A 19,964-nucleotide genomic window follows, 5' to 3' on the forward strand; every position below is an offset into this window, starting at 1 on the left:
CCAAAACATGAAGAAAATCTACGTACTAAGCCTACTTTTATTGGTGAGCCTGAATCTGCTGGCACAAAGCAGAAAACAATCCGCCAACTTTCCTCTTTTCAAGCAGTATTTTAACCCTGCGCTTACCGGCTTTGAAGGTTCAGCGATTAACTCCCTGTACCGCAGCCAATGGTCGTCCGTAGAAGGAGCACCCACTACTTTTTATCTTTCTACCGAACTTAATATGTCAGATATGAAGGAATGGAAGGCAAACAATATTGATGAGAAAGAAGATAAAGCATTAATTAAGTCAAAAGCCAGTCATGCGTTTGGACTATCATTCCTAAAAGATGCTTTCGGTCCTTATTTTGAACATCAAATCTACCTCAGCTATAGCTCCAGCCTCAAGATTACTAGGTCCGTTAGTTTGAGGGCTGGTACCAGCATCACTTACAATATGGAAGGGATGAATGCCCATAAGATGAGCCTTGAGCAAAGTAATGATCCGTTCGTAATGCAATACATGCAAAATTCTAAAAGCGGACGTATGGATATTAATCTCGGTCTGATGCTGGCCGGAGAGCATTTCTATCTGGGATATGCATTGCACGATGCCACCAAAGGTCAGGGAAATCTGGACAGAGAAATGAGCTTTATCGTCTATGACTATAAGCATATTATCCAGGGAGGCTACAGAACTCAGCTTTCTGAGCAGTTTGGGCTGGTGGTGAATGGTCTTTATCAATATGATCAGCAACGTGGAGGAAGCCCTGAGGGACAGCTTAAAGGTGTTTTCCAAAATAAATTCTGGGTAGGAGCAGGCTACAGAAACCAGTTAGCCTACTCTTTTAACCTGGGCTTACGCTTGCAAAATCTGCAGGTGGGTTATGCATTTGAAGTGCCCACTGGAAAAGCTCAGCTGGCCATGCAGACCAGTGAACTGATGCTTAGCTACCAGCTTGGCGGCAGGGGAGATCATCATTTAGGGAAAAGTTTGACCATCTGGTAAAGAAAAAACGCGGCTTATGACCGCGCTTCTTGCTTTTGAGGAAATATTTGTACTAAAAATTATTGAGCCTCTTTAGTTTATTTGAAGAACTTTTTGATTAAGCCTAGTGCCTGATGACCATCTTCAGACTGACCGCTAAGCAAAGCTTGGAAAGCATCTTGCTCTGAGGTACTCATTTCAGACTGAAATACTACGTTCTGCTTGTCAAACTTTTTGGCACCCATTTGCCAACTGGGGAAAGATCTTTTACTGATAGGAGCACTACTTACCATAAGCGCACTCTTATGTCTCTTGTCCAGTTTGATTTTGTCATAAAGTGATGAGATATTCCTGTAATCACCCTCTAAGTATTGTAAGAAATGTGTATCTGAATACAGTAAAACTCCGGTTACATCTTCCTCTTTGTTATTTTTTTTGCAGGAAGCTAATATTTTCTGAATTTCTTCTTCAGTACAAGCTGGTGTTCTCAAGCTGACATAAACTAATTGTGATAACATATTCCTTATATTTTATACATGATGTTGATATAGTACAAATGTATATAAATTTTGTTTAATAAAAAATTAAAATAATACAACAAGTTTTACTTGCATATGTAAGTTTGTGTGAGGTATGGGTAAAAAAATATAGGATTCAACTGAAAAAATTGCTGAAGACATGCTTTTAGCCCCATAGAAAAGGATTTCTATTCTCAATGTCAGTGAAGCACTGGTGTTAGGTTTCTAAAGAAAATGTAAAATTAACTTTAATCAATAGCCTAAAAACCTTGTTTTTACTTGAGTATTTTTAAGCATGAATTGTGTTTTTTTTATTTTGGTAATTAATGAAGTAAATTTTTTTGTCGTAATTTTTAAATCCAGATAAGAGCAATTACTTTTTTAATGGTATTTCAAGCAAATGCTATCCGAAGCTTATTAAATTATTGTTTTCATAATTGCTCTGCGTACATGAGACCTAAAAGCATTGCGTTTCTATATAAAGTCATTGACACTTAAAGATATACATAGCTAAATTGCACAACCATGGCCAAATCAAAAAAGAAAGCAAAATCAAAGGAGGAACTCACCAAAAAAAATCCTACCACAAATTATTGTTCCATGCCGATGACTCCGGTTCGGGTTTTTGACTTTGATGTCAGTCCCTTTAGGGCCGCGGCTATTATCATCACGGACAATAAATGGGTAAATGGTACCGTGATTCATTACTATTTTTTTGATCAGGAGGAGGATGGTGAATATGTATTTACTCCGGGGGGAGAACGTATCTGGAGAAGTTGGGTAGGGCCGGAAGACCAGCAAAATGTAGTTAGAGAAGCCTTTAAAAGATGGAAGGAGATAGGCATAGGTCTGGAGTTTCAGGAAGTGGATAATCGGGAAGATGCTGAGGTAAGAATTGGTTTTATGCAGGGAGATGGAGCCTGGTCTTATTTAGGAACCTATGTACTGAATATTGGAGCCGGGCAGCGAACCATGAATTTTGGCTGGAATTTATCTGGTCAGGATGGCCTGGATACAGCTTTGCATGAGATTGGACATACCCTAGGCTTGCCGCACGAGCATCAAAACCCTAATGCGGGTATCGTTTGGAATGAAGAGGCTGTGTATGCTGCGCTGGCCCAACCGCCTAACAATTGGTCCAGAGATAAAACCTATAACAACATTATTCGCAAGCTTGACCCCGATACGGTACAGGGTTCCAACTGGGATCCTAATTCTATCATGCATTATCCCTTCGGGCCCGGCCTGATTCTTCGCCCAGAAGTTTATGGCGAGGAGGGAATATTTCCAGACCCTGGCTTGTCTGAACGAGATATCCAATGGGTCAGGACATTTTATCCTCCTCTGGAAAAAGAGATGGAGGAACTTTCACCTTTCCATTCCAAAAAACTCAGTATCAAAGCAGGAGACCAGGTAGATTATGTAATTGTTCCTAAAACAACACGTACCTACAGCATCCGTACTTTTGGTGAATCAGATACTATTCTGGTACTCTTTGAAGATGAAGAGGGCGAATGGAGATATCGTGGTGCAGATGATGATAGCGGGAAAGATTATAATGCACATCTTCGCTACCGGCTTATTAAAGGTCATCGCTATGTACTAAGGGCAAGACTATACTACCAGCATATGGAAGGAAACTTTGCCATTATGATGTGGTGAATGAGTTACAAGCTCAAAGCTGAAGGTTAAAAGTTTTTTTAGCTAGAAAAAATTTTGAGATAGGTTTTAAACCTTTGCTTGTAAGCTTGCTCTAAGTTCCAGAAACGAAAACATATACAATCATGAAAACAAGATTAATTGCAATCGCTTTTGGAATATTGATAAGTGCCACTGCTTTCGCTCAAAGAGGGGGGCGATCACCTGAAGACAGGGCAGAAAAGATGACTGCTCATTTGACTGAAAAGTTAAGCCTCTCTGAAGAGCAGGCTACTGAGGTAAAAGCACTTTTTCTCAACAGTATGAAAGAGGGTAGAGAGAAAGCAGAGCAGGCGTCCAACAGGGAAGAGAGAATGGCTCTAAGAAAAGAGCAGCAGAAGACAATGGAGGAAGGACTAAAATCTTTATTGTCAGAAGAACAGATCAAAGATTACCTTGCCCTTAAAGAAGACATGCACGAAAGGCGCGGACATCGCCGGGGAAGAGACAGAAAAGAAGGTTAAGATTTCTCCTGATTATACCTCTCTACTTGAGTTGCTGCTAAGGTGGCAACTCATTTTTCATTCATCCAGTCGGTCCATCTGCCTTTGTGAGTTACTTCTTTTAATGCCTGCTTGAGCAGTTTCATGTATTTTTTACGGGAAATTTCTTCTGCTCCCATACTTTCCAGATGAGGCGTGTGCACCTGGCTGTCAATGAGGCTGAATTTTCTCTTCTGAAGCTCCCATACTAAGGTGATAAATCCGGTTTTAGAAGCATTACTAAGCTTACTGAACATAGATTCTCCAAAAAAAATACTGCCCAAAGAAACTCCGTACAATCCGCCAACCAGTTTGTTTTTCTGCCAGACTTCTACGGAGTGCGCATAGCCCAACTCGTGCAGATAGCAATATGCCTCCAACATTTCGTCCGTAATCCAGGTTCCCTGTTGCCCTTTGCGTCGGGTTTTCTGGCAATTTCGGATTACAGCTCTAAACTCAGTATCCAGTGTTACCCTAAATCTTTGCTGATTAAAAATAGGCTGCATGCTTTTGGAAACTTTCAGCTTATCAGGAAACATGACAAAGCGGGGATCGGGAGCATGCCAGATGATAGGCTGCCCAATGTCATACCAGGGGAAAATCCCCGAACGATAAGCTAAAAGTAGTCTGTCGGGAGAAAGATCTCCTCCCAAAGCCAGGCCTCCCCAGTCTTCTGCTTCTTCTACCGGTGGAAAGTTTAGTTCATTGCTAAGCCAGTACAGCATAAAAGTTGAATTGCCCTCATGTTTATCGTGAAAATGAAAACAAATGTTGTCATTATGTTGCCTGTGTAGCAATCAGTTTGTTAAACGTTTCCAATGCCTTTCCGGATTCCAGAGATTCACGGGCGGCAGCGATACTGTCTTTCAGATTGAGTCTAAGTTTGCCGCAATGAATAGCCATAGCTGCATTGGCCAGCACAGCTTCATTTTGTGCTTTGGTGCCTTTACCTTCCAATATGTTGATAAAAATACGCGCGGCATCCTCTACAGATTCACCGCCATGCAATGCTTCTGCTTTGTGCGTGGAAAAGCCCAGATCTTCCGGCTGCAAAACCTGTTCCTGCTCATTGGTAATCATCTTGAATGGACCAGTCAGAGAAATCTCATCATAACCATCCAGAGAGTGGAGAATGACAAACTTTTTGTCGGTTTTTTGGTACAGGTAAGCATATAAGCGAGCCAGTTCCAGGCTAAACACACCTACCAACTGCCTTTTGGGAAAGGAAGGGTTAACCATAGGCCCCAGCATGTTGAAGAAGGTTTTCATACCCAGTTCACGTCTTACCGGCCCTACATTCTTCATGGCAGGGTGAAAGAGCGGCGCATGCAAAAAGCAAATGTTTGCTTCCTTCAGGCTTTTCTTAAGCTTATCAGCATCATTGGTAAACTCATATCCAAAGTGAGTGATTAGGTCGGAAGAACCGCTTACGGAAGATACACCTTTGTTGCCATGCTTGGCCACCGGCTGTCCTGCTCCCGCCACTACAAAAGACGCAGTGGTAGAAATATTAAAAGTGTCTTTGCCATCTCCCCCGGTACCGCAGAGGTCAATGGCATCGTATTCTTCAATGTGCAGCGGTACACAAAGCTCCAGCATGGCATCGCGAAAGCCTTCCAGCTCTTCTACGGTAATGCTTCGCATCAGAAAAACCGTCAGAAAAGCAGCCATCTGGCTTTGGTTATACTCTCCCTGCGCCAGCTTGGTAAGGATTTGCTGGGCCGTGTCTTTGTCTAAAGATTTATATTCTATGAGTTTGTTGAGGATGTCTTTCATGGATTGAATTGCTGAATGATTAAATGGCTATATGACCAAATTGTCAAATGGTTGAATTATTGACTTTTTTTAGAGTTAAATGATTTTATTGTCCTTATATGGATAATTTTTCATTGGTGTACTTAATAAGCGCATTGATAGCTTTAGGTAATTTTTTGAGTTCCTGAAAGATAAAATCATAGTTTTCCGGAGACAACAACTTTCTTTCTTTGGCTTTTTCGTTCCAGTACAGGCATTTGTACACTGAACCGGAAGCATAGCGATAAAAGCGAATCTTATCTTTTTTCCCAAATCTGCCAAATCTTTCGGCAATGTTAGCTGAAACCGAATCTATTGCCCTGACAAACTGCTGACCTGTAGTATTTCTGCTGAATTGTTCCCACTGAAGTACGATATTCCAGACTTTGTTACTCAAATGATAAGCTATTCGGTAAGCCTCAATATCATTCAAACTTAAATACATCTTATCCATAGTTTAAATACTAATCCGAATAACAATTCAATAATTTAACAATTTGATCATTTAATGTTCTAACCAGTTCTTGATCATCTGCTTACCATGTTCGGTGAGTATGGATTCAGGATGAAACTGTACCCCATGCACATCAAAAGTTTTGTGGCGCAGGCCCATTACTTCTCCTTTTGGATCCAGAGCGGTGACGATTAATTCTTCAGGAACAGAAGCTGCTTCTACTGCCCAGCTATGGTAGCGGCATACATTAAATTCCTGGGGCACATCTGCAAAGAGATATTCGTCTTTGTCCTGTAGAGTAACTTTATCGGCATAGCCATGCAGCACCGTAGGCATGTTATAGAGTCTGGCCTGAAAGGCTTCGGCAATACCCTGATGGCCCAGGCATACGCCCAGTATACTTTTTTCAGGAGCATATTTTTTGATCACATCCATCATGATGCCTGCATCTTCAGGAATGCCTGGCCCGGGAGAGAGGAGTATTTTATCATACTTGCCTACTTCCTCAAGGCTAATCTTGTCATTTCGGATTACGTCCATTTGATTGCCATAACCCAACTCCCGCAGGATATGCACCAGGTTATAGGTGAAGGAATCATAATTATCTAAAACTAGTATTTTCATGAATTTGGTTAAAAGTTAAATGTTGAAAGTTTCAAGTTGATTTTGGAAGTATTTAAATGTGATTTTGAAGATATTTGATCAGACTTGAAATTTGTTTTGATATCGTAATTAGTTTTTCACCAAAGACCTGAAATTGCTGATGATCAATCATCCCAAGCCTGTGAACGACAAAAAGCTGGCTTCTCAACTCACCTGCTGAACCTTTTGCATATTTCAAAAACCTGATAAAATCTTTGTTATTACCATACTCAAAACCCTCTGCTATGTTACTGGAGATAGAAATAGCAGAACGTCTAATTTGGTCACGAAGAGAAAAGTCACGGCTAAAGTGTTGATTATATGTAAGCTGATAAAATTCAACAGCAACATCAGATGCTTTATTCCAAACCTCTAATTCTTCAAATTTTTTAGCGCTACCCATCTTTCAACTTTTAACCTGTAACCTTTAACTATATTTTTTAATTTGTTATGTTTTCTGCGACTTCAAGGGCTCTTCTCAACGCAGCCAGCTTATTATTGACTTCCTGCAATTCGCTTTCCACTACAGATTTAGCAACTACTCCGGCACCAGCCTGATAGTAAAGTGTATTGTTCTGGCTGATGAATGAACGGATCATGATGGCATGGTTGAACTGAGCGGTTTGCTGGTCGCTGCCAAACCCCAGAAAACCAATGGCCCCACCATAATAGCCTCGTTTAGTGCTTTCGTATTTGTTGATCAACTGCATGGCCATATGCTTGGGGGCTCCTGATAAGGTCCCTGCCGGAAAAGTATCGGCTACTACTTGTATAGGCGAAGTTTCGGGTGCCAGCTTACTGGTCACTTTAGAAACCAAGTGGATGACGTGCGAGAAATACTGCACTTCCTTGAAAGTTTCTACCGTCACCTCATTGCCATGTCTGCTCAGGTCATTACGAGCCAGGTCAACCAGCATCACATGCTCTGAGTTTTCCTTAGGATCGTCAATCAGCTTTTTGGCAAGTTCAGCATCAGCCGCATCGTTCCCGGTACGTCTGAAAGTCCCGGCAATAGGATAGATGCTAGCTTCACCACCTTTAATCACAATCTGCGCTTCCGGTGAGGAACCGAAGATTTTATAGCTGCCATAATCAAAATAAAAGAGATAGGGGGAAGGATTGATGGAGCGAAGCGAGCGATATACATTGAATTCGTCTCCTTTAAAATGATTCTGGAAACGCCGGGAAAGCACAATCTGAAAGACATCACCCCGGAAGCAATGCTCCTGACCTTTGCGGATAATTTCCAGAAACTCTTCGTCTGAGTAATTACTGCTTTCTTCACCCTGCCGCTGGAAGCGATAGCTGGGAATATTACGATTGTTAATCAGGGAAATTAAATCCGCCAGCTTATCATGTGAGGACTCTTCTCCTGAAACTTCATGATGGAAGGCATATAGTTCATTGCGGAAGTGGTCTATCGCAATGACATAACGGTAAACGGCATAGTGAATTTCCGGTATGCCATAGTCTCTTTCCGAATCAGCAGCCATCTCCACATCTTCGTAGTATTGCACAGCATCATAAGCCATATAGCCAAACATGCCGTTGGTGCTGAATTTATATTCATGGTCTTCCAACTTAAAAGCAGCGGCAAACTGACTCAGCATTTCAATAACATCCTGCTTCTTTTCGGTTTTGGTTTCAGTAGAAGTGCCGTCCGGGAACTTTTGCTTTACTACTTTATTTTTTACTGAAAATGAAGCGATAGGGCTACAGCAGATAAAAGAGAAACTGTTGTCGCTACTATGGTAATCGGAGCTTTCCAGTAGTATAGGATTATCATAACGGTCACGTATTTTCAGGTAAATATTGACCGGTGTAATGGTATCGGCGAGCATTCTGCGGTGCTCACTCACCAGATGAAAAGCGTGTTTGCTTGGTTTTGTTTGCATTGGTTTTCTGTTTAAAATAAAAAAAGCCTACTGCGCGAACAGTAGGCCTATGAATCATGCTTTATAGATAAAGACATTAAATAACTAGCCGTTCGCGCTAAAATGATTTGCGCGCCACCACCAGTTAGTTTTTACGTATGTCTTGTTAATTCTTACCATGTGCGACAAATATAAAGTCCTATCTTTATTTTTCAAACGGAGTTTAACAAATTGTGCATAAAATACGGCTAATGTAAATTAAAGAGCCAAAAACGCTTTTTTAGCGAATATTTATTCGGGCAAAATTCAGAATGTCCGTAAAGACCACAAACAAAAAACAGTATGGAGACGCTGGCAGAAGAATACCAGGTACTTAGTAAGAAGAATACTGCCTTGCGCAGATACAATAAGCAACTGATCTATTGGATGCGTATCTTAGGGTTTTTGCTCTTGCTTGCCCTGGGCTATATCATTTATATAGAATACTACCCTCCTTTTTTCGGAAGATGGCCTGAGATGACCGAGCGTTATCAAAATTTACTGCTGAAAAATGAAAAGCTTACCTCGGAAATTGATAGCCTCAATCGGGTAAATAGCTTACTGGTAGAGTTGTCACCCTACTACACCGGCGTATTTTTTGAAGTGCAGATAGGTGCCTTTGAAAATTTTGATTTAGAGAAGTATAAGGATGGTCTGGCCAAACTCAACATAGATTACACCGGAGAAATAGATCAGTATACTTTAGGCAAATTTCGTGATCTGGATATGGCACAGGATTTTGCAAAGGATATCCGTAAAATGGGCATTCAGGATGCTTTCATCGTTGCCAAAGTTGATGGCAAAAGAGTAACGGTAAAAGAAGCACTGGCAGAAGCAGAAAGGCTGAGAGAAGGAGAAGAAAGTTGATAAAAAATACCCAACTTGAGCTTGGAGGGTTTTACTAACCCCCTATATGACAGGTTTTGAGCTGCTAGACCATCGCAACAATCCACTGTTAACTCTGGTATTCACCAGAGCCCCTCACAAAAGTAAGGGGTGAGGCCCGGTTTTGATGGCAAGCTTCACTCGGAATTGTTATAAGTGTTGGAGTTAGAAAACGAGTCCAAGACCCAAGCGGGTAATCTTAAATATTTTAAAAGAACGTCTCAAGCTTTTCTACAACAAAAGAACCAAGAAGGTTCAAAGCTTTTTAATTTTTTACGAGCTTCAAATATACAAATTCATATTGGCTAATGTCATGAAATTGGCCTTCTTTCCTACACCTGCATCCTCAAAATTTTTTATCAAAAAAACCATCCCTATTTTTACGCACACGAATAGACAGAGATTTTTATTATCCTTCTTTATGTGATAAAATTTAGCTTATTTGATATCGTTTCACAGATATTATGAACAAAGTCAGAGCGTTTCTTTTACAACTACTTAATCAAATTTCTTACTGGATCAGTCAGGCCTATTCTTGGGTTTATTCCTGGTATGTGAGAGCTACCTGGAAAGAGAGGGGGATCATCGGAGGTGCTGGCCTTTTGCTTGTTTTTCTTTTGATTTGGGGAGTATCGCTTGTTTCGGATGAAGATTTTCAGGGCACAGAAGAAGTAGATGAAGCTTACAGCGCCTACATCTCTGCTTACACTGCCGGAATTATTTCCACCGAGTCATCTATTCGCATACAGTTTAACCGGCCTTTGGCGGATTCTACCCAACTCGGCAAAGAGGTGGATGAGGATTATTTTTCTTTCAATCCTTCTATCAAAGGAAAAACTTTTTGGTTAGATCGCAGCACTCTTGAATTTATCCCGGAACAAAGGCTGCAATCAGGACAAAAATATCAGGTAAAATTTGCTTTGGAAGAACTGATTGATGTACCGGACGAACTGGAAAGTTTTGAGTACGCACTACGTACCATGCAGCAAAATTATGCCGTAGAACTGAGCGGCCTTACTTACGAAGATCGTGAAGAGCTTACCAGCCCGGTGTTGCAGGGAAAACTCTTGACCGCCGATGTGGCTGAGGCTGCCGCGGTAGAAAACATGCTCTCCGCCGTTCAGGATGAGAATACGCTGGAAATTGACTGGCAGCATGATGCCCTCAGCCATCAGTTTACCATAAGAAATATCAGCAGACTAAGTGGAGGAGAAGCCAGCATTCTTCTGACAAGCACGGGTGAGCCTATCGCGGTGGATAAAAGTGATGCACAGGAAATTGCCATTCCCTCTCTGGGGCAGTTTACGCTGATCGGACATCGTATCATAGAAGAACCCGAACAGTATGTAGAATTGCGTTTTTCTGATCCTTTGCAGGAGAACCAGGAATTGGAAGGGCTGATCCAGATTCGGCAGGTAGGAGAGGGGGAACTGCGCCTGATCATTGACAACAATATTTTGCAGGTATATCCTCCCGAAGCCATGAGCGGCCGTTCTACTCTAATCATCAACGAAGGGATTAAAAACAGCAATGGAGAGCGTTTGGAGCAGACTACCGAAGTAGATGTGTTATTTGAGCCTATCAAGCCAGCAGTACGCTTTGTCAACAAAGGAGTAATCCTGCCTTCTACTGACGGTATGATGCTGCCTTTTGAAGCAGTTAACCTGCAGGAAATTGACGTCACCATCGTTAAAATTTTTGAAGACAACCTCAATCAGTTTTTTCAGGTCAATCAGTATGATGGAGAGCAGGAAATCCGAAGGGTGGCCCGTCCAGTAGCCCAGAAAAAAGTGCCACTAAACGCATCAGGCGCAACGGATCTCAGCAAATGGAATCGTTTTACGCTGGACCTGACGCAAATCATTGAAACAGATCCCGGTGCCTTGTATCAGGTGGTTTTGAGCTTTCGCCGCAGCCAGTCGGTTTACAGTTGTGTCACAGGCGATACAGAAGACGATGATGATCTTACAGAGTATGACCTCGCCGAAGACTGGGATGATCCTTCCAAAATTTACTGGGATGCCTACAACCAGTATTATTATGCGCCTAACTACAATTGGGAAGAAAGAGACAATCCCTGTTCACCTTCCTATTACGGATTTCGCCGTAGCGCCAAAACTAATCTGCTGGCCTCCGATATGGGTATCATTGCCAAGCGGGGAGAAAATGACCAGCTCTATGTGGCCGTCACCGACCTGCGCACTACCGACCCTCTTTCTGGAGTAGATGTAAACGTATATGATTTTCAGCAGCGCCTCATTGCCGAGGCTTCTACCGATGGAGATGGTGAAGTGCTGATACCCACTGATCGTCGTCCCTATCTTCTGGTCGCTTCTGACGGAAAGCAGCGTGGCTACCTGAGAGTGGATGATGGCAGCTCTCTTTCCCTCAGCAGCTTTGAAGTGTCAGGGCAGGAAGTACGCAATGGCTTGAAAGGTTTTATCTATGGCGACCGGGGTGTATGGCGTCCGGGAGATTCACTGCATATCAATTTTGTGCTGGAAGATAAAGCCCGGACTTTGCCTCCCAACCATCCGGTCATCTTTCAACTGGAGAATCCTCGCGGACAAATGGTACAGCGGATCGTAAGAACGAAAGCTGTGGGTGATATCTATAATTTCAGTACGGCTACCGATGCAGATGCGCTTACCGGCAACTGGACAGCTAATGTAGAAGTGGGAGGGGCTATTTTCAGTAAAAATCTACGCATAGAAACCGTTCGGCCTAATCGGCTGAAAATTGATCTGGACTTCCGCACGGACAGGTTCGTCGCCCGCAATCCGAATCCCAGCGGGCAACTGAATGTAAGCTGGCTAAGCGGAGCGACCGCTCGAAATTTACGTGCCGTATTTGAGATGCAGCTTACGCCCGGGCAGACCAGCTTTGAAGATTATCCCAACTACACTTTTGAGGATGAAGCGCGAAATTTTTCCGCTGAGCGTAAAGAAGTCTTTGATGGCAGAGTAGATGAGAATGGCCGTACCAGCTTTACTGTAGACCTGGATCTGGAACAGGAAGTACCGGGCGTACTGAATGCCACTTTCTTTGGCAGAGTCTACGAAGAAGGGGGGAATTTCAGTATTGACCGCTTCACGCTACCCTATTATCCTTATGCATCTTTTGTAGGCATGGATGTACCCGAAGGTGAAGGCATGGGCGGAGCATTGCTTACCGGAGAGCCTCATCAGGTAAGTCTGGTCGTAGTAGATGAAAGAGGCGAACTGCTCAACCGCCGTGAACTGGAAATGTCCTTATACAAACTGGATTGGCGCTGGTGGTGGGAGCAGTCGGAAGATTACATCGCCAATTACGTAGGAAACGAATACCAGGAGCCTGTTTTGCAGGAAACGATTTCTGTCAATAACGGCAAAACAGACTGGAGCTTTAGCGTAGACGAAGAAGCCTGGGGACGCTACTACCTGCGCGCCTGCGATGCTGAGTCAGGGCACTGTACCGGTGAAGTGATTTATCTGGACTGGCCGGAATATGCCGGTCGCGATGGACGTAATGCGCCTCAGGCTGCCGCCATGCTGAGTTTTTCGGCAGACAAAGAAAGTTATGAAGTAGGAGAGGAAGCCACCGTAAACATTCCCGCTAAAGGCGAAGGCAGAGCACTGGTGAGCATAGAAAATGGTACAGAGGTGCTGGAATCTTACTGGGTGGAGATGGAAGAAGAAGGTGAGACTCCTTTTACTTTTGAAATTGAGGAGAACATGACGCCCAATATTTATGTGCATGTGTCGCTGCTTCAGCCTCATGCACAGACTGCTAATGATCTGCCTATCAGGATGTATGGTGTCATCCCGTTGGAAGTCAACAATCCAGAAACCTATCTGGAACCGGTCATCAGCATGCCTAAAAAAGTTGAACCGGAAGGAGAAGTGATCATCACGGTTACGGAAGCCAGCGAAAAACCTATGGCTTATACCATTGCGATGGTGGATGAAGGTCTGCTGGACATTACCAACTTTGAGACTCCCGCTCCCCATGATTATTTCTATGCCCACGAGGCCCTGGGTGTCAAAACCTGGGATATGTATGATTATGTGATTGGCGCTTACGGAGGAGAACTGGAAAGAATTCTGGCCATTGGCGGAGATGAAGCCGGACGGGGAGAAGGAAGCCGCCGTGCCAACCGCTTTGAGCCGGTCGTAAAATTTCTGGGACCTTTCTTTCTGGAAGATGGAGAAGAAAATATCCATACCATTCGTATGCCCAATTATGTGGGATCCGTGCGCACCATGGTCGTAGCATCTTATGAAGGGGCCTACGGCCATACTGAGCAAACCACTCCGGTAAGTAAACCGCTGATGGTACTGGGTACTATGCCCAGAGCTTTGAGTCCCGGTGAAAGCCTGAAGTTGCCGGTAGACATTTTTGCGATGGACAATTCAGTTAAAAGTGTAAGAGTGAGCGTGGGTACCGGTGACTTGATGAGTTTACAGGGAAAACGCTCGGAGGAAATGTTCTTTGCTAATCCTGGTGATCGTATTGTGGATTTTGATTTGCAGGTAGGGAGCCAGGTAGGAGTAGGAAATGTAGAAATCAATGCGGCTGCCGGACCAGTGAGAGCAGATTACAATGTAGAGATTGATGTACGTAATCCCAATCCTCCGATCACTACAGCCCTGAGTTCTTTGGTGAGCGCAGGTAACAATTGGGAAGCCAGCTTTGAAACCATCGGTATGGCCGGTACCAATGAGGCAGTGATAGAACTGTCCGACATTCCACCGCTTAATCTTGGCAAGCGCCTTGAATACCTGATCAGCTATCCACATGGCTGTATTGAGCAAACCGTTTCTGCGGCCTTTCCTCAGTTGTATCTAAGCAATGTGCAGGAATTGTCGGCGGAGGAACAGACCAGGATTGAAGCGCATATTAAGCAGGCAATTAAAAGGTTGAGCGCTTTCCGAACCAATGAAGGAGCTTTTGCCTACTGGCCGGGCTCCAATGATGCTGATGAATGGAGCACCAGCTATGCCGGGCATTTTCTGCTGGAAGCTCAGCAGAAAGGATATTTTGTGCCCGCCGGACTTATTCAGTCGTGGATCAGTTACCAAAAACGGAGAGCTACTCAATGGGGCAGAAGCCAGCAATATGCTCGCGAAGACCTGATACAGGCTTATCGTTTGTACACCTTGGCGCTTGCCGGGCAGGAAGAACAGGGAGCCATGAACCGCATGAGAGAATTAAGCGATTTGAGCCTGGCTGCTCAATGGCGACTTGCCGGAGCTTATGCGCTATTGGAACAGAATGAAGTGGCCGAATCTCTCATTTCCGGCTTGGGCAATGAAGTGGAGACATATCGTGAAACCGCAGGCACCTACGGCTCTGCCTTAAGGGATGAAGCTATGATTCTGGAGACTTTGGCACTGATGAACCAGAGAGAAAAAGGAATAGCGCTTTTCCGCCGAATTTCTTCTGCTTTGAGCGATGAAGAAAACTGGATGAGTACGCAGACTACTGCCTATGCACTTCTGGCCACGGCCAAATTTGCCGAGAGCATGGAGTTGGGAGAAGGTATCAATGCCAGCATTGAAATTGACGGACAGCCTCCGGTTAATTTACAGTCGGAGCTATCGGTAGTACAGCGCCCTATTGCCATGAACGGAAGAAGTGAACATAGTGTAAAAGTTGTAAACCAGGGTGGAGGAGAGTTGTATGCCCGAGTGATTAGCAGAGGGAAGCCTGCATTGGGTGAAGAAACGACGCTGAATAACGGTTTGCAGATGAATGTAGTTTACAAAGGCATCAATGGCGAAGCAGTGGAGATTGAGAACCTGAGGCAGGGTACCGATTTTGTGGCAGAAGTGATGGTGCATAATCCCGGTACCAATGGCGATATCCAGCAACTGGTACTGTCTCATCTGGTGCCGTCAGGATGGGAAATTTTAAACACCCGGCTGCTGGACATGGAGCAGTTCAACCAACAGTCAGCTTTTGATTATCAGGATATCCGTGATGACAGGGTATATACTTATTTTGACTTAGCCGCTGGTGAAAGAAAAACTTTCCGCATCATGCTGAATGCCAGCTATGAAGGGCGTTTTTACCAGCCAAGTATTTACTGCGAAGCCATGTATGACAATACCATTAATGCCGGATTGGAAGGAGAATGGGTAGAGGTAAGTGAACCCTAAGCCTTGGTAGGTAAAAAGTAAAAAGCGACACAATTTGCATAAAGTGTCGCTTTTTTTTTATAAGAGAACTTCAGGCCTGGATGAATATTTTCTATTCTACCATACTCGTATGAGTCTGCTCTTTATATTCTTTTTCATTCAGTCGTGTATCAGCTTGAACTCTTTGTAGAATGTGGGCATAAATCTTTTTATGGGCTTGTTCTTCAGTAAGGTACTTGGAGATTTTGATAAACCCATTGAGTGCCAGGGCAATGAGCAGACCTTCAAATATGCCAAATTGAAAGACCAGCAATCCACAAATGATTGCCAGCATAAGTTGGTACTCACCTTCATGAATTACATGCTTTAAGCCAGCTATCATTTTCCAGCCGGTAAATACCATGATCACTCCCAGCGCAAATTCAGGAATGAAGTTCAATAGATTGGGGAAAAAGATAAAGATAGATACCACCAGGGCTACGAATAGATTTGATACTTTGGTGATAGCACCGGCTAGGGTATTGGTAGTACTCTTGGCTAGGCCGTCCAGGTTAGTCATACCGCCGAAGAAGCTTGCGCCAATATTAGAAATCCAGATGGATAAGAGACTGTTTTTGGTGTTACACTTTCTCTTTAAAGGGTCCATTTTTTCAATGGCAACATTACTCATTACCTGCTCAATGATGTCAATAGTGGCCAGCATGGCGGAAAAGCCTACCATTTTTGCAAGCAGAAAGAATATCGCAGAAGATTCCATGCCTTCAAAATGAGGGATTGGTAAAGCAAGTTTAAAAGGCACATTGTCTACATTTACCTTTGGTAAGTCAATAAATAACGCGGCAAGTATCCCTACGATTAGTATTGCAAAGTATGGTATGCCAGGAGATGTTTTGCTGAATCTTCTGAACAGAAAAATGAATAACATCAGCGATATGCCAGACAAGAATACAATGGTAACGAATTCCCCGTCCATGATACTTATTTTATGATGAATGGTATCAAATAAAAAGGGAACAAATTTAAGCGCGATTTTCAGCCCCACCCCTGCCAATAAACCTTCTACCAGGTAATGAGGAACATATCTCAGCAAATACTTATGCAATTCGTATTTCCAGGCGAGCGCTTGCATAGAAGCTGTAAGAAAAATGACAAAAGCCATATTTTCCATACCAAATGAATGTACCCCTAAAGCCAGAGCAGGAGCCAGACCTGCTGCTACCCCTGGTACGCCTACATAGTTGCCTGGTTTAAACAGATATGAGATAAATCCGATGATACAAGCAAATACTACAGTAATCAGCCCGGTACGTATAGGATAATCAGACATAAGACAGATTCCGGCACTCAGAGGAATTGCCATAGCACCAGTGATAATGCCCGCCTGGGCATCTCTTTTTACATTTTTGAATACGTTATTTAATGAAGTAGTCATTTTAATAAATAATTTGTTATCCTGTTTTGGATACAGATTAGTCCAGGCAAAAGCAGGAAATGAAATCCTGAACTCCTGAGGTATATTGAGAAGGAATGGAGTGATAAATCTTGCACTGGGTCAGACTTAAAGGACTGCCAGAAGGATTTATTAAGAAATTAAAATGACTAACAAATAAGAACGCAGTTCAACTCATAAAGTAGTGAACTACGAAAGGGGCGATTTTGGGGCTTTAAGGATAATAGACTGTAAGAAAATTGACAGCGATAGTTGACATGAGAAGATGTAGCGAAGGTTTTACCCTTATCCTCTGAGTCTTCCTCCTCTTCAGCACCTTCCAGACAAGTGTTGATGTCGGGAGGTAAAGGGACAGAAGGTGAAGTATGAAAAAACAAATCAGCTTCAGCAACATAAGTTTCTGCGGAATCATTGATTGAGTTTTGTGGTCTGTCTAAGCCCCCAATCAAAAAAAGCCAAAATAATATTTGGCTAAGGTAAATGAAGGTGAAACTATTAATGTGCTTTCTAAGCATTGTCAGCTTTCCTATAAAACTTGGTAAATGTAGTTAAAAGAAAAATTATTCAAATAATTTTTTATTAATTTTTACAATAGTATGTAGAGTTTTAAGCGGCAATGCAGCCATAGTTATATAGAGTGTGGTATTGCTGCGAATTTTTGTGAGTTTCGGTATTCATCCCGAACTCGCGAAAAAATCTGTTTAGCAAATGTTCATTGAAATATTGGGTTTTGATGCTGGAGAGTGAGAAGGCTTTTCTTTGCTCTCCTGCCTGCGGCCAGGCATGTGCAGCTTTAGCCAGCGAGACCGCAGTGAGGCTAGCATTGACATGCGTATGAAATTTTGATTCACTACGGGCCTGGCATTGCATAAGGCCGGTATGTTGTTTAGCATCTCGGTAAAGGAACTCGATTTGAAAGCGTAATCGATAACATTCCAATACTTTGGCTCCGTCCATAGTAGGGTCAGTAGCAAAGAAAGCTTCGGCCCTCAAAGTCCCATCCTTTCTGGCTAGATGCACAATGACGCACTTGACCAAACGATCCAGTGCCTTGACATAGACCTTACCTTCATAAGCTGTTAGGTTGTCATCTTGTAAACATAAAGTAAAGTGGGCACTGTCCAAATTGAGGAGGTCCACTCGGCCCTGGTATTTAGGAGGTCTGCCTCTTTTCTTAGGCTTTGGGCCCAAATAAGGATATTGCAATACCGCATTGCTAGGCAGTTTACTGATGAACATGAAGCCTGCTTGGGTTACTGCGTCCACAAAAGGTCTGCGCCAAAAATAGCCGTCTGCCACTAAAATATCGGAAACAGCTTTCAATCTATCCGCTTGATTTATGACTATGCTGGCGTAATAATCTAGAAGGGAGCCAAACTGATCTTGACCGATGGTCTGCTTAGCGTACAAGTGCATGGCCGTACGACTCTCTAAACCTACGCTGGCAAGCCCACTGATCTCTAAGCCGTACTTAGTTGCATTGGCACACCCTGACCAGAAGTGCCCAGTACCCGGCGTGTGATTACCGCTTTTAGATATATAGCTGGGATCAAAGGCGATGATGCGCTCTTCTTCGGGCAAGGATAGGATCAGTTCTTCGTTGAACTGCTCAAAGGCAAAACAGCCTTCATAACGTACGCGATAGGTCGCTTCGTTAAATGAACCATAACGGGAAAAGTTCTCAAAGTTATGGCGACCACGAATGGTCAGCAGTAAAGGCATAAGATGTATCATAAAATCTCGTTGCCACCGCATCGGCGGTCCGATTGCCAATGTCAGGCATTTTATTCAATATTAATCTTGTGAGTGTCTCTACGCTCATAGGTGGAAGTTGTTGTTTAAGGTGTCGCAACCCTAAAACTATACTTCCACTTTTTTAATTTTTTTCAACCCCAAAATCTCTACGGAGTATTGTTTTTATCAAGGCGTGATTTTTTTTGAGAAACTATTCAAATCCCTACTAATCATTTGTTTATCAATCGTAAAAATCTCTTATATCAAAAGAGAATGGGTATAAAAAAAGCAGCTCATATCGTATGAACTGCCTTCTTTGCTCTGAAAAGTCCAGAGCGTGATAATGGTAATTAATAATTTTTTAAATCAGTGATTTATAAATTTCCTGTTCTTTCAGGCGTGGTATGCTGCTTGTGGCGGTTTTCATAAAAATTCTGCTCATCAAAACTCTCATGATTATAAAAGTCATCGTCAAGCACCTTGCGGGCTTTTTTAAGCTGTGCCCTCAGCATTTCTACTTCAGAGCGCAAAATATCTCTCTCTGAACGAGCAATGTCTCTTTCTCTCTGCATTTTGAGCAGGGGTTCTTCATCCTGCATTTGCATGGTGCTATCTGTAGAGGGATGAGAGGTAGGTTGATGTTTATCTTCGTGTAAAGCCTCTCTCAGAGAATGTTCATAGTCACGAGTGATAGGGTCACCACTATATACCGGATAAAATTTAACTTTGTTGACATCCAGACTATCAATGACAATAATATCATCATCACGGTCTATGCGGGCTTTGCCGATGGGAATCAATATATGGCGGGTCTCTTTGTTAGCCAGAATTTCTGGTTCCAGCTTAACTTCCAGGTAGCGAACTCTTCGCAGCTCCGGATTCAGAATAAGATCGCTCACGCGTCCCAGCCTATACATGTCTGATCCTACTACAAACCATCCTCTTACATCAGGATCATCTTTGGCAACACGGTAATCTTTAAGATTACTCAATTTTCTGAGTTGATAACTTGCTTCAGTCATGGTGAAAAAAATTAAGTTGAAAAAATGAAAGGCCTAAGTTCATAAGCCATGGATCGTTCTGGTGTTGTTTGCTCAATGGAGTTGATTTCTACATCATCAGGAAGCTGATCGTTGGAGGCGTCATTAAAGAATATCCACCCCACCACTATCAACAGTACGATGATCAGGAGCACTACCCAAGGCCAGACTGGTTTTTTTGTTTTTCTCTCGACATGAATTTCTGCCATAGCTAAAAAAAATATAGTAAAAAATTAAGCTATGCCTAAAGGCATTAACTTTTAAGTGG

Annotated in this window: 17 protein-coding genes; 5 read left to right on the forward strand and 12 right to left on the reverse strand. The window is 42.9% G+C overall.

What is annotated here, in order from left to right:
• The first annotated feature begins 7 nt into the window (after positions 1-7).
• On the forward strand, positions 8-988 hold the full coding sequence (locus WJR50_RS13140) for a PorP/SprF family type IX secretion system membrane protein (protein WP_341293744.1): 981 nt from the start codon (positions 8-10) through the stop codon (positions 986-988).
• Positions 989-1,065: 77 nt separating this feature from the next.
• Here the strand turns inward: WJR50_RS13140 and WJR50_RS13145 are convergent, their stop codons facing one another.
• On the reverse strand, positions 1,066-1,485 hold the full coding sequence (locus WJR50_RS13145; protein WP_341293745.1) for a BLUF domain-containing protein: 420 nt from the start codon (positions 1,483-1,485) through the stop codon (positions 1,066-1,068).
• A gap of 525 nt (positions 1,486-2,010) precedes the next feature.
• On the opposite strand from WJR50_RS13145, the gene WJR50_RS13150 reads away from it, so the two are divergent.
• Positions 2,011-3,147: a M12 family metallopeptidase gene (locus WJR50_RS13150; protein WP_341293746.1), complete on the forward strand. Its 1,137-nt coding sequence runs from the start codon at positions 2,011-2,013 to the stop codon at positions 3,145-3,147.
• 122 nt (positions 3,148-3,269) lie between these two features.
• Entirely contained in the window at positions 3,270-3,647 is a 378-nt protein-coding gene (locus WJR50_RS13155) for a DUF4890 domain-containing protein (protein ID WP_341293747.1), read from the forward strand.
• Positions 3,648-3,697: 50 nt separating this feature from the next.
• Here the strand turns inward: WJR50_RS13155 and aat are convergent, their stop codons facing one another.
• From aat to WJR50_RS13185, 6 genes are all read right to left on the reverse strand, one after another.
• Positions 3,698-4,390: a leucyl/phenylalanyl-tRNA--protein transferase gene (gene aat / locus WJR50_RS13160; RefSeq protein ID WP_341293748.1), complete on the reverse strand. Its 693-nt coding sequence runs from the start codon at positions 4,388-4,390 to the stop codon at positions 3,698-3,700.
• 52 nt (positions 4,391-4,442) lie between these two features.
• A complete protein-coding gene (gene trpD, locus WJR50_RS13165; protein WP_341293749.1) occupies positions 4,443-5,441 on the reverse strand; it encodes an anthranilate phosphoribosyltransferase in 999 nt (332 codons plus the stop codon).
• 94 nt (positions 5,442-5,535) lie between these two features.
• The gene (locus WJR50_RS13170) at positions 5,536-5,913 is read right to left on the reverse strand and encodes a four helix bundle protein (protein WP_341293750.1); all 378 of its coding nucleotides are present in this window, start codon (positions 5,911-5,913) and stop codon (positions 5,536-5,538) included.
• Between the two features lie 51 nt (positions 5,914-5,964).
• Positions 5,965-6,537 (reverse strand): anthranilate synthase component II, encoded by a 573-nt coding sequence (locus WJR50_RS13175; protein ID WP_341293751.1) that lies wholly within the window; start codon positions 6,535-6,537, stop codon positions 5,965-5,967.
• A gap of 52 nt (positions 6,538-6,589) precedes the next feature.
• Positions 6,590-6,958, reverse strand: a complete 369-nt coding sequence (locus WJR50_RS13180) for a four helix bundle protein (RefSeq protein ID WP_341293752.1) — start codon at positions 6,956-6,958, stop codon at positions 6,590-6,592.
• Between the two features lie 37 nt (positions 6,959-6,995).
• Complete coding sequence (locus WJR50_RS13185) at positions 6,996-8,450, reverse strand: anthranilate synthase component I family protein (RefSeq protein ID WP_341293753.1); 1,455 nt, start codon at positions 8,448-8,450, stop codon at positions 6,996-6,998.
• A 321-nt stretch (positions 8,451-8,771) separates the two neighbouring features.
• Between WJR50_RS13185 and WJR50_RS13190 the strand changes: the two genes are divergently transcribed.
• Entirely contained in the window at positions 8,772-9,335 is a 564-nt protein-coding gene (locus tag WJR50_RS13190; protein ID WP_341293754.1) for an SPOR domain-containing protein, read from the forward strand.
• 482 nt (positions 9,336-9,817) lie between these two features.
• A complete protein-coding gene (locus WJR50_RS13195; RefSeq protein ID WP_341293755.1) occupies positions 9,818-15,493 on the forward strand; it encodes an alpha-2-macroglobulin family protein in 5,676 nt (1,891 codons plus the stop codon).
• 91 nt (positions 15,494-15,584) lie between these two features.
• On the opposite strand, the gene WJR50_RS13200 is transcribed toward WJR50_RS13195, so the two are convergent.
• From WJR50_RS13200 to WJR50_RS13220, 5 genes are all read right to left on the reverse strand, one after another.
• Entirely contained in the window at positions 15,585-16,904 is a 1,320-nt protein-coding gene (locus tag WJR50_RS13200) for a SulP family inorganic anion transporter (RefSeq protein ID WP_341293756.1), read from the reverse strand.
• Positions 16,905-17,071: 167 nt separating this feature from the next.
• Entirely contained in the window at positions 17,072-17,371 is a 300-nt protein-coding gene (locus WJR50_RS13205) for a hypothetical protein (RefSeq protein WP_341293757.1), read from the reverse strand.
• A gap of 157 nt (positions 17,372-17,528) precedes the next feature.
• Complete coding sequence (locus WJR50_RS13210) at positions 17,529-18,677, reverse strand: transposase (RefSeq protein WP_341293758.1); 1,149 nt, start codon at positions 18,675-18,677, stop codon at positions 17,529-17,531.
• Positions 18,678-19,030: 353 nt separating this feature from the next.
• The gene (locus WJR50_RS13215; RefSeq protein WP_341293759.1) at positions 19,031-19,678 is read right to left on the reverse strand and encodes a PRC-barrel domain-containing protein; all 648 of its coding nucleotides are present in this window, start codon (positions 19,676-19,678) and stop codon (positions 19,031-19,033) included.
• 11 nt (positions 19,679-19,689) lie between these two features.
• Positions 19,690-19,905, reverse strand: coding sequence for a hypothetical protein (locus tag WJR50_RS13220; RefSeq protein ID WP_341293760.1), 216 nt, complete (start codon positions 19,903-19,905; stop codon positions 19,690-19,692).
• Positions 19,906-19,964 lie beyond the last annotated feature (59 nt).

The organism is Catalinimonas locisalis, from assembly GCF_038039535.1.
Classification (GTDB): Bacteria; Bacteroidota; Bacteroidia; order Cytophagales; family Cyclobacteriaceae; genus Catalinimonas.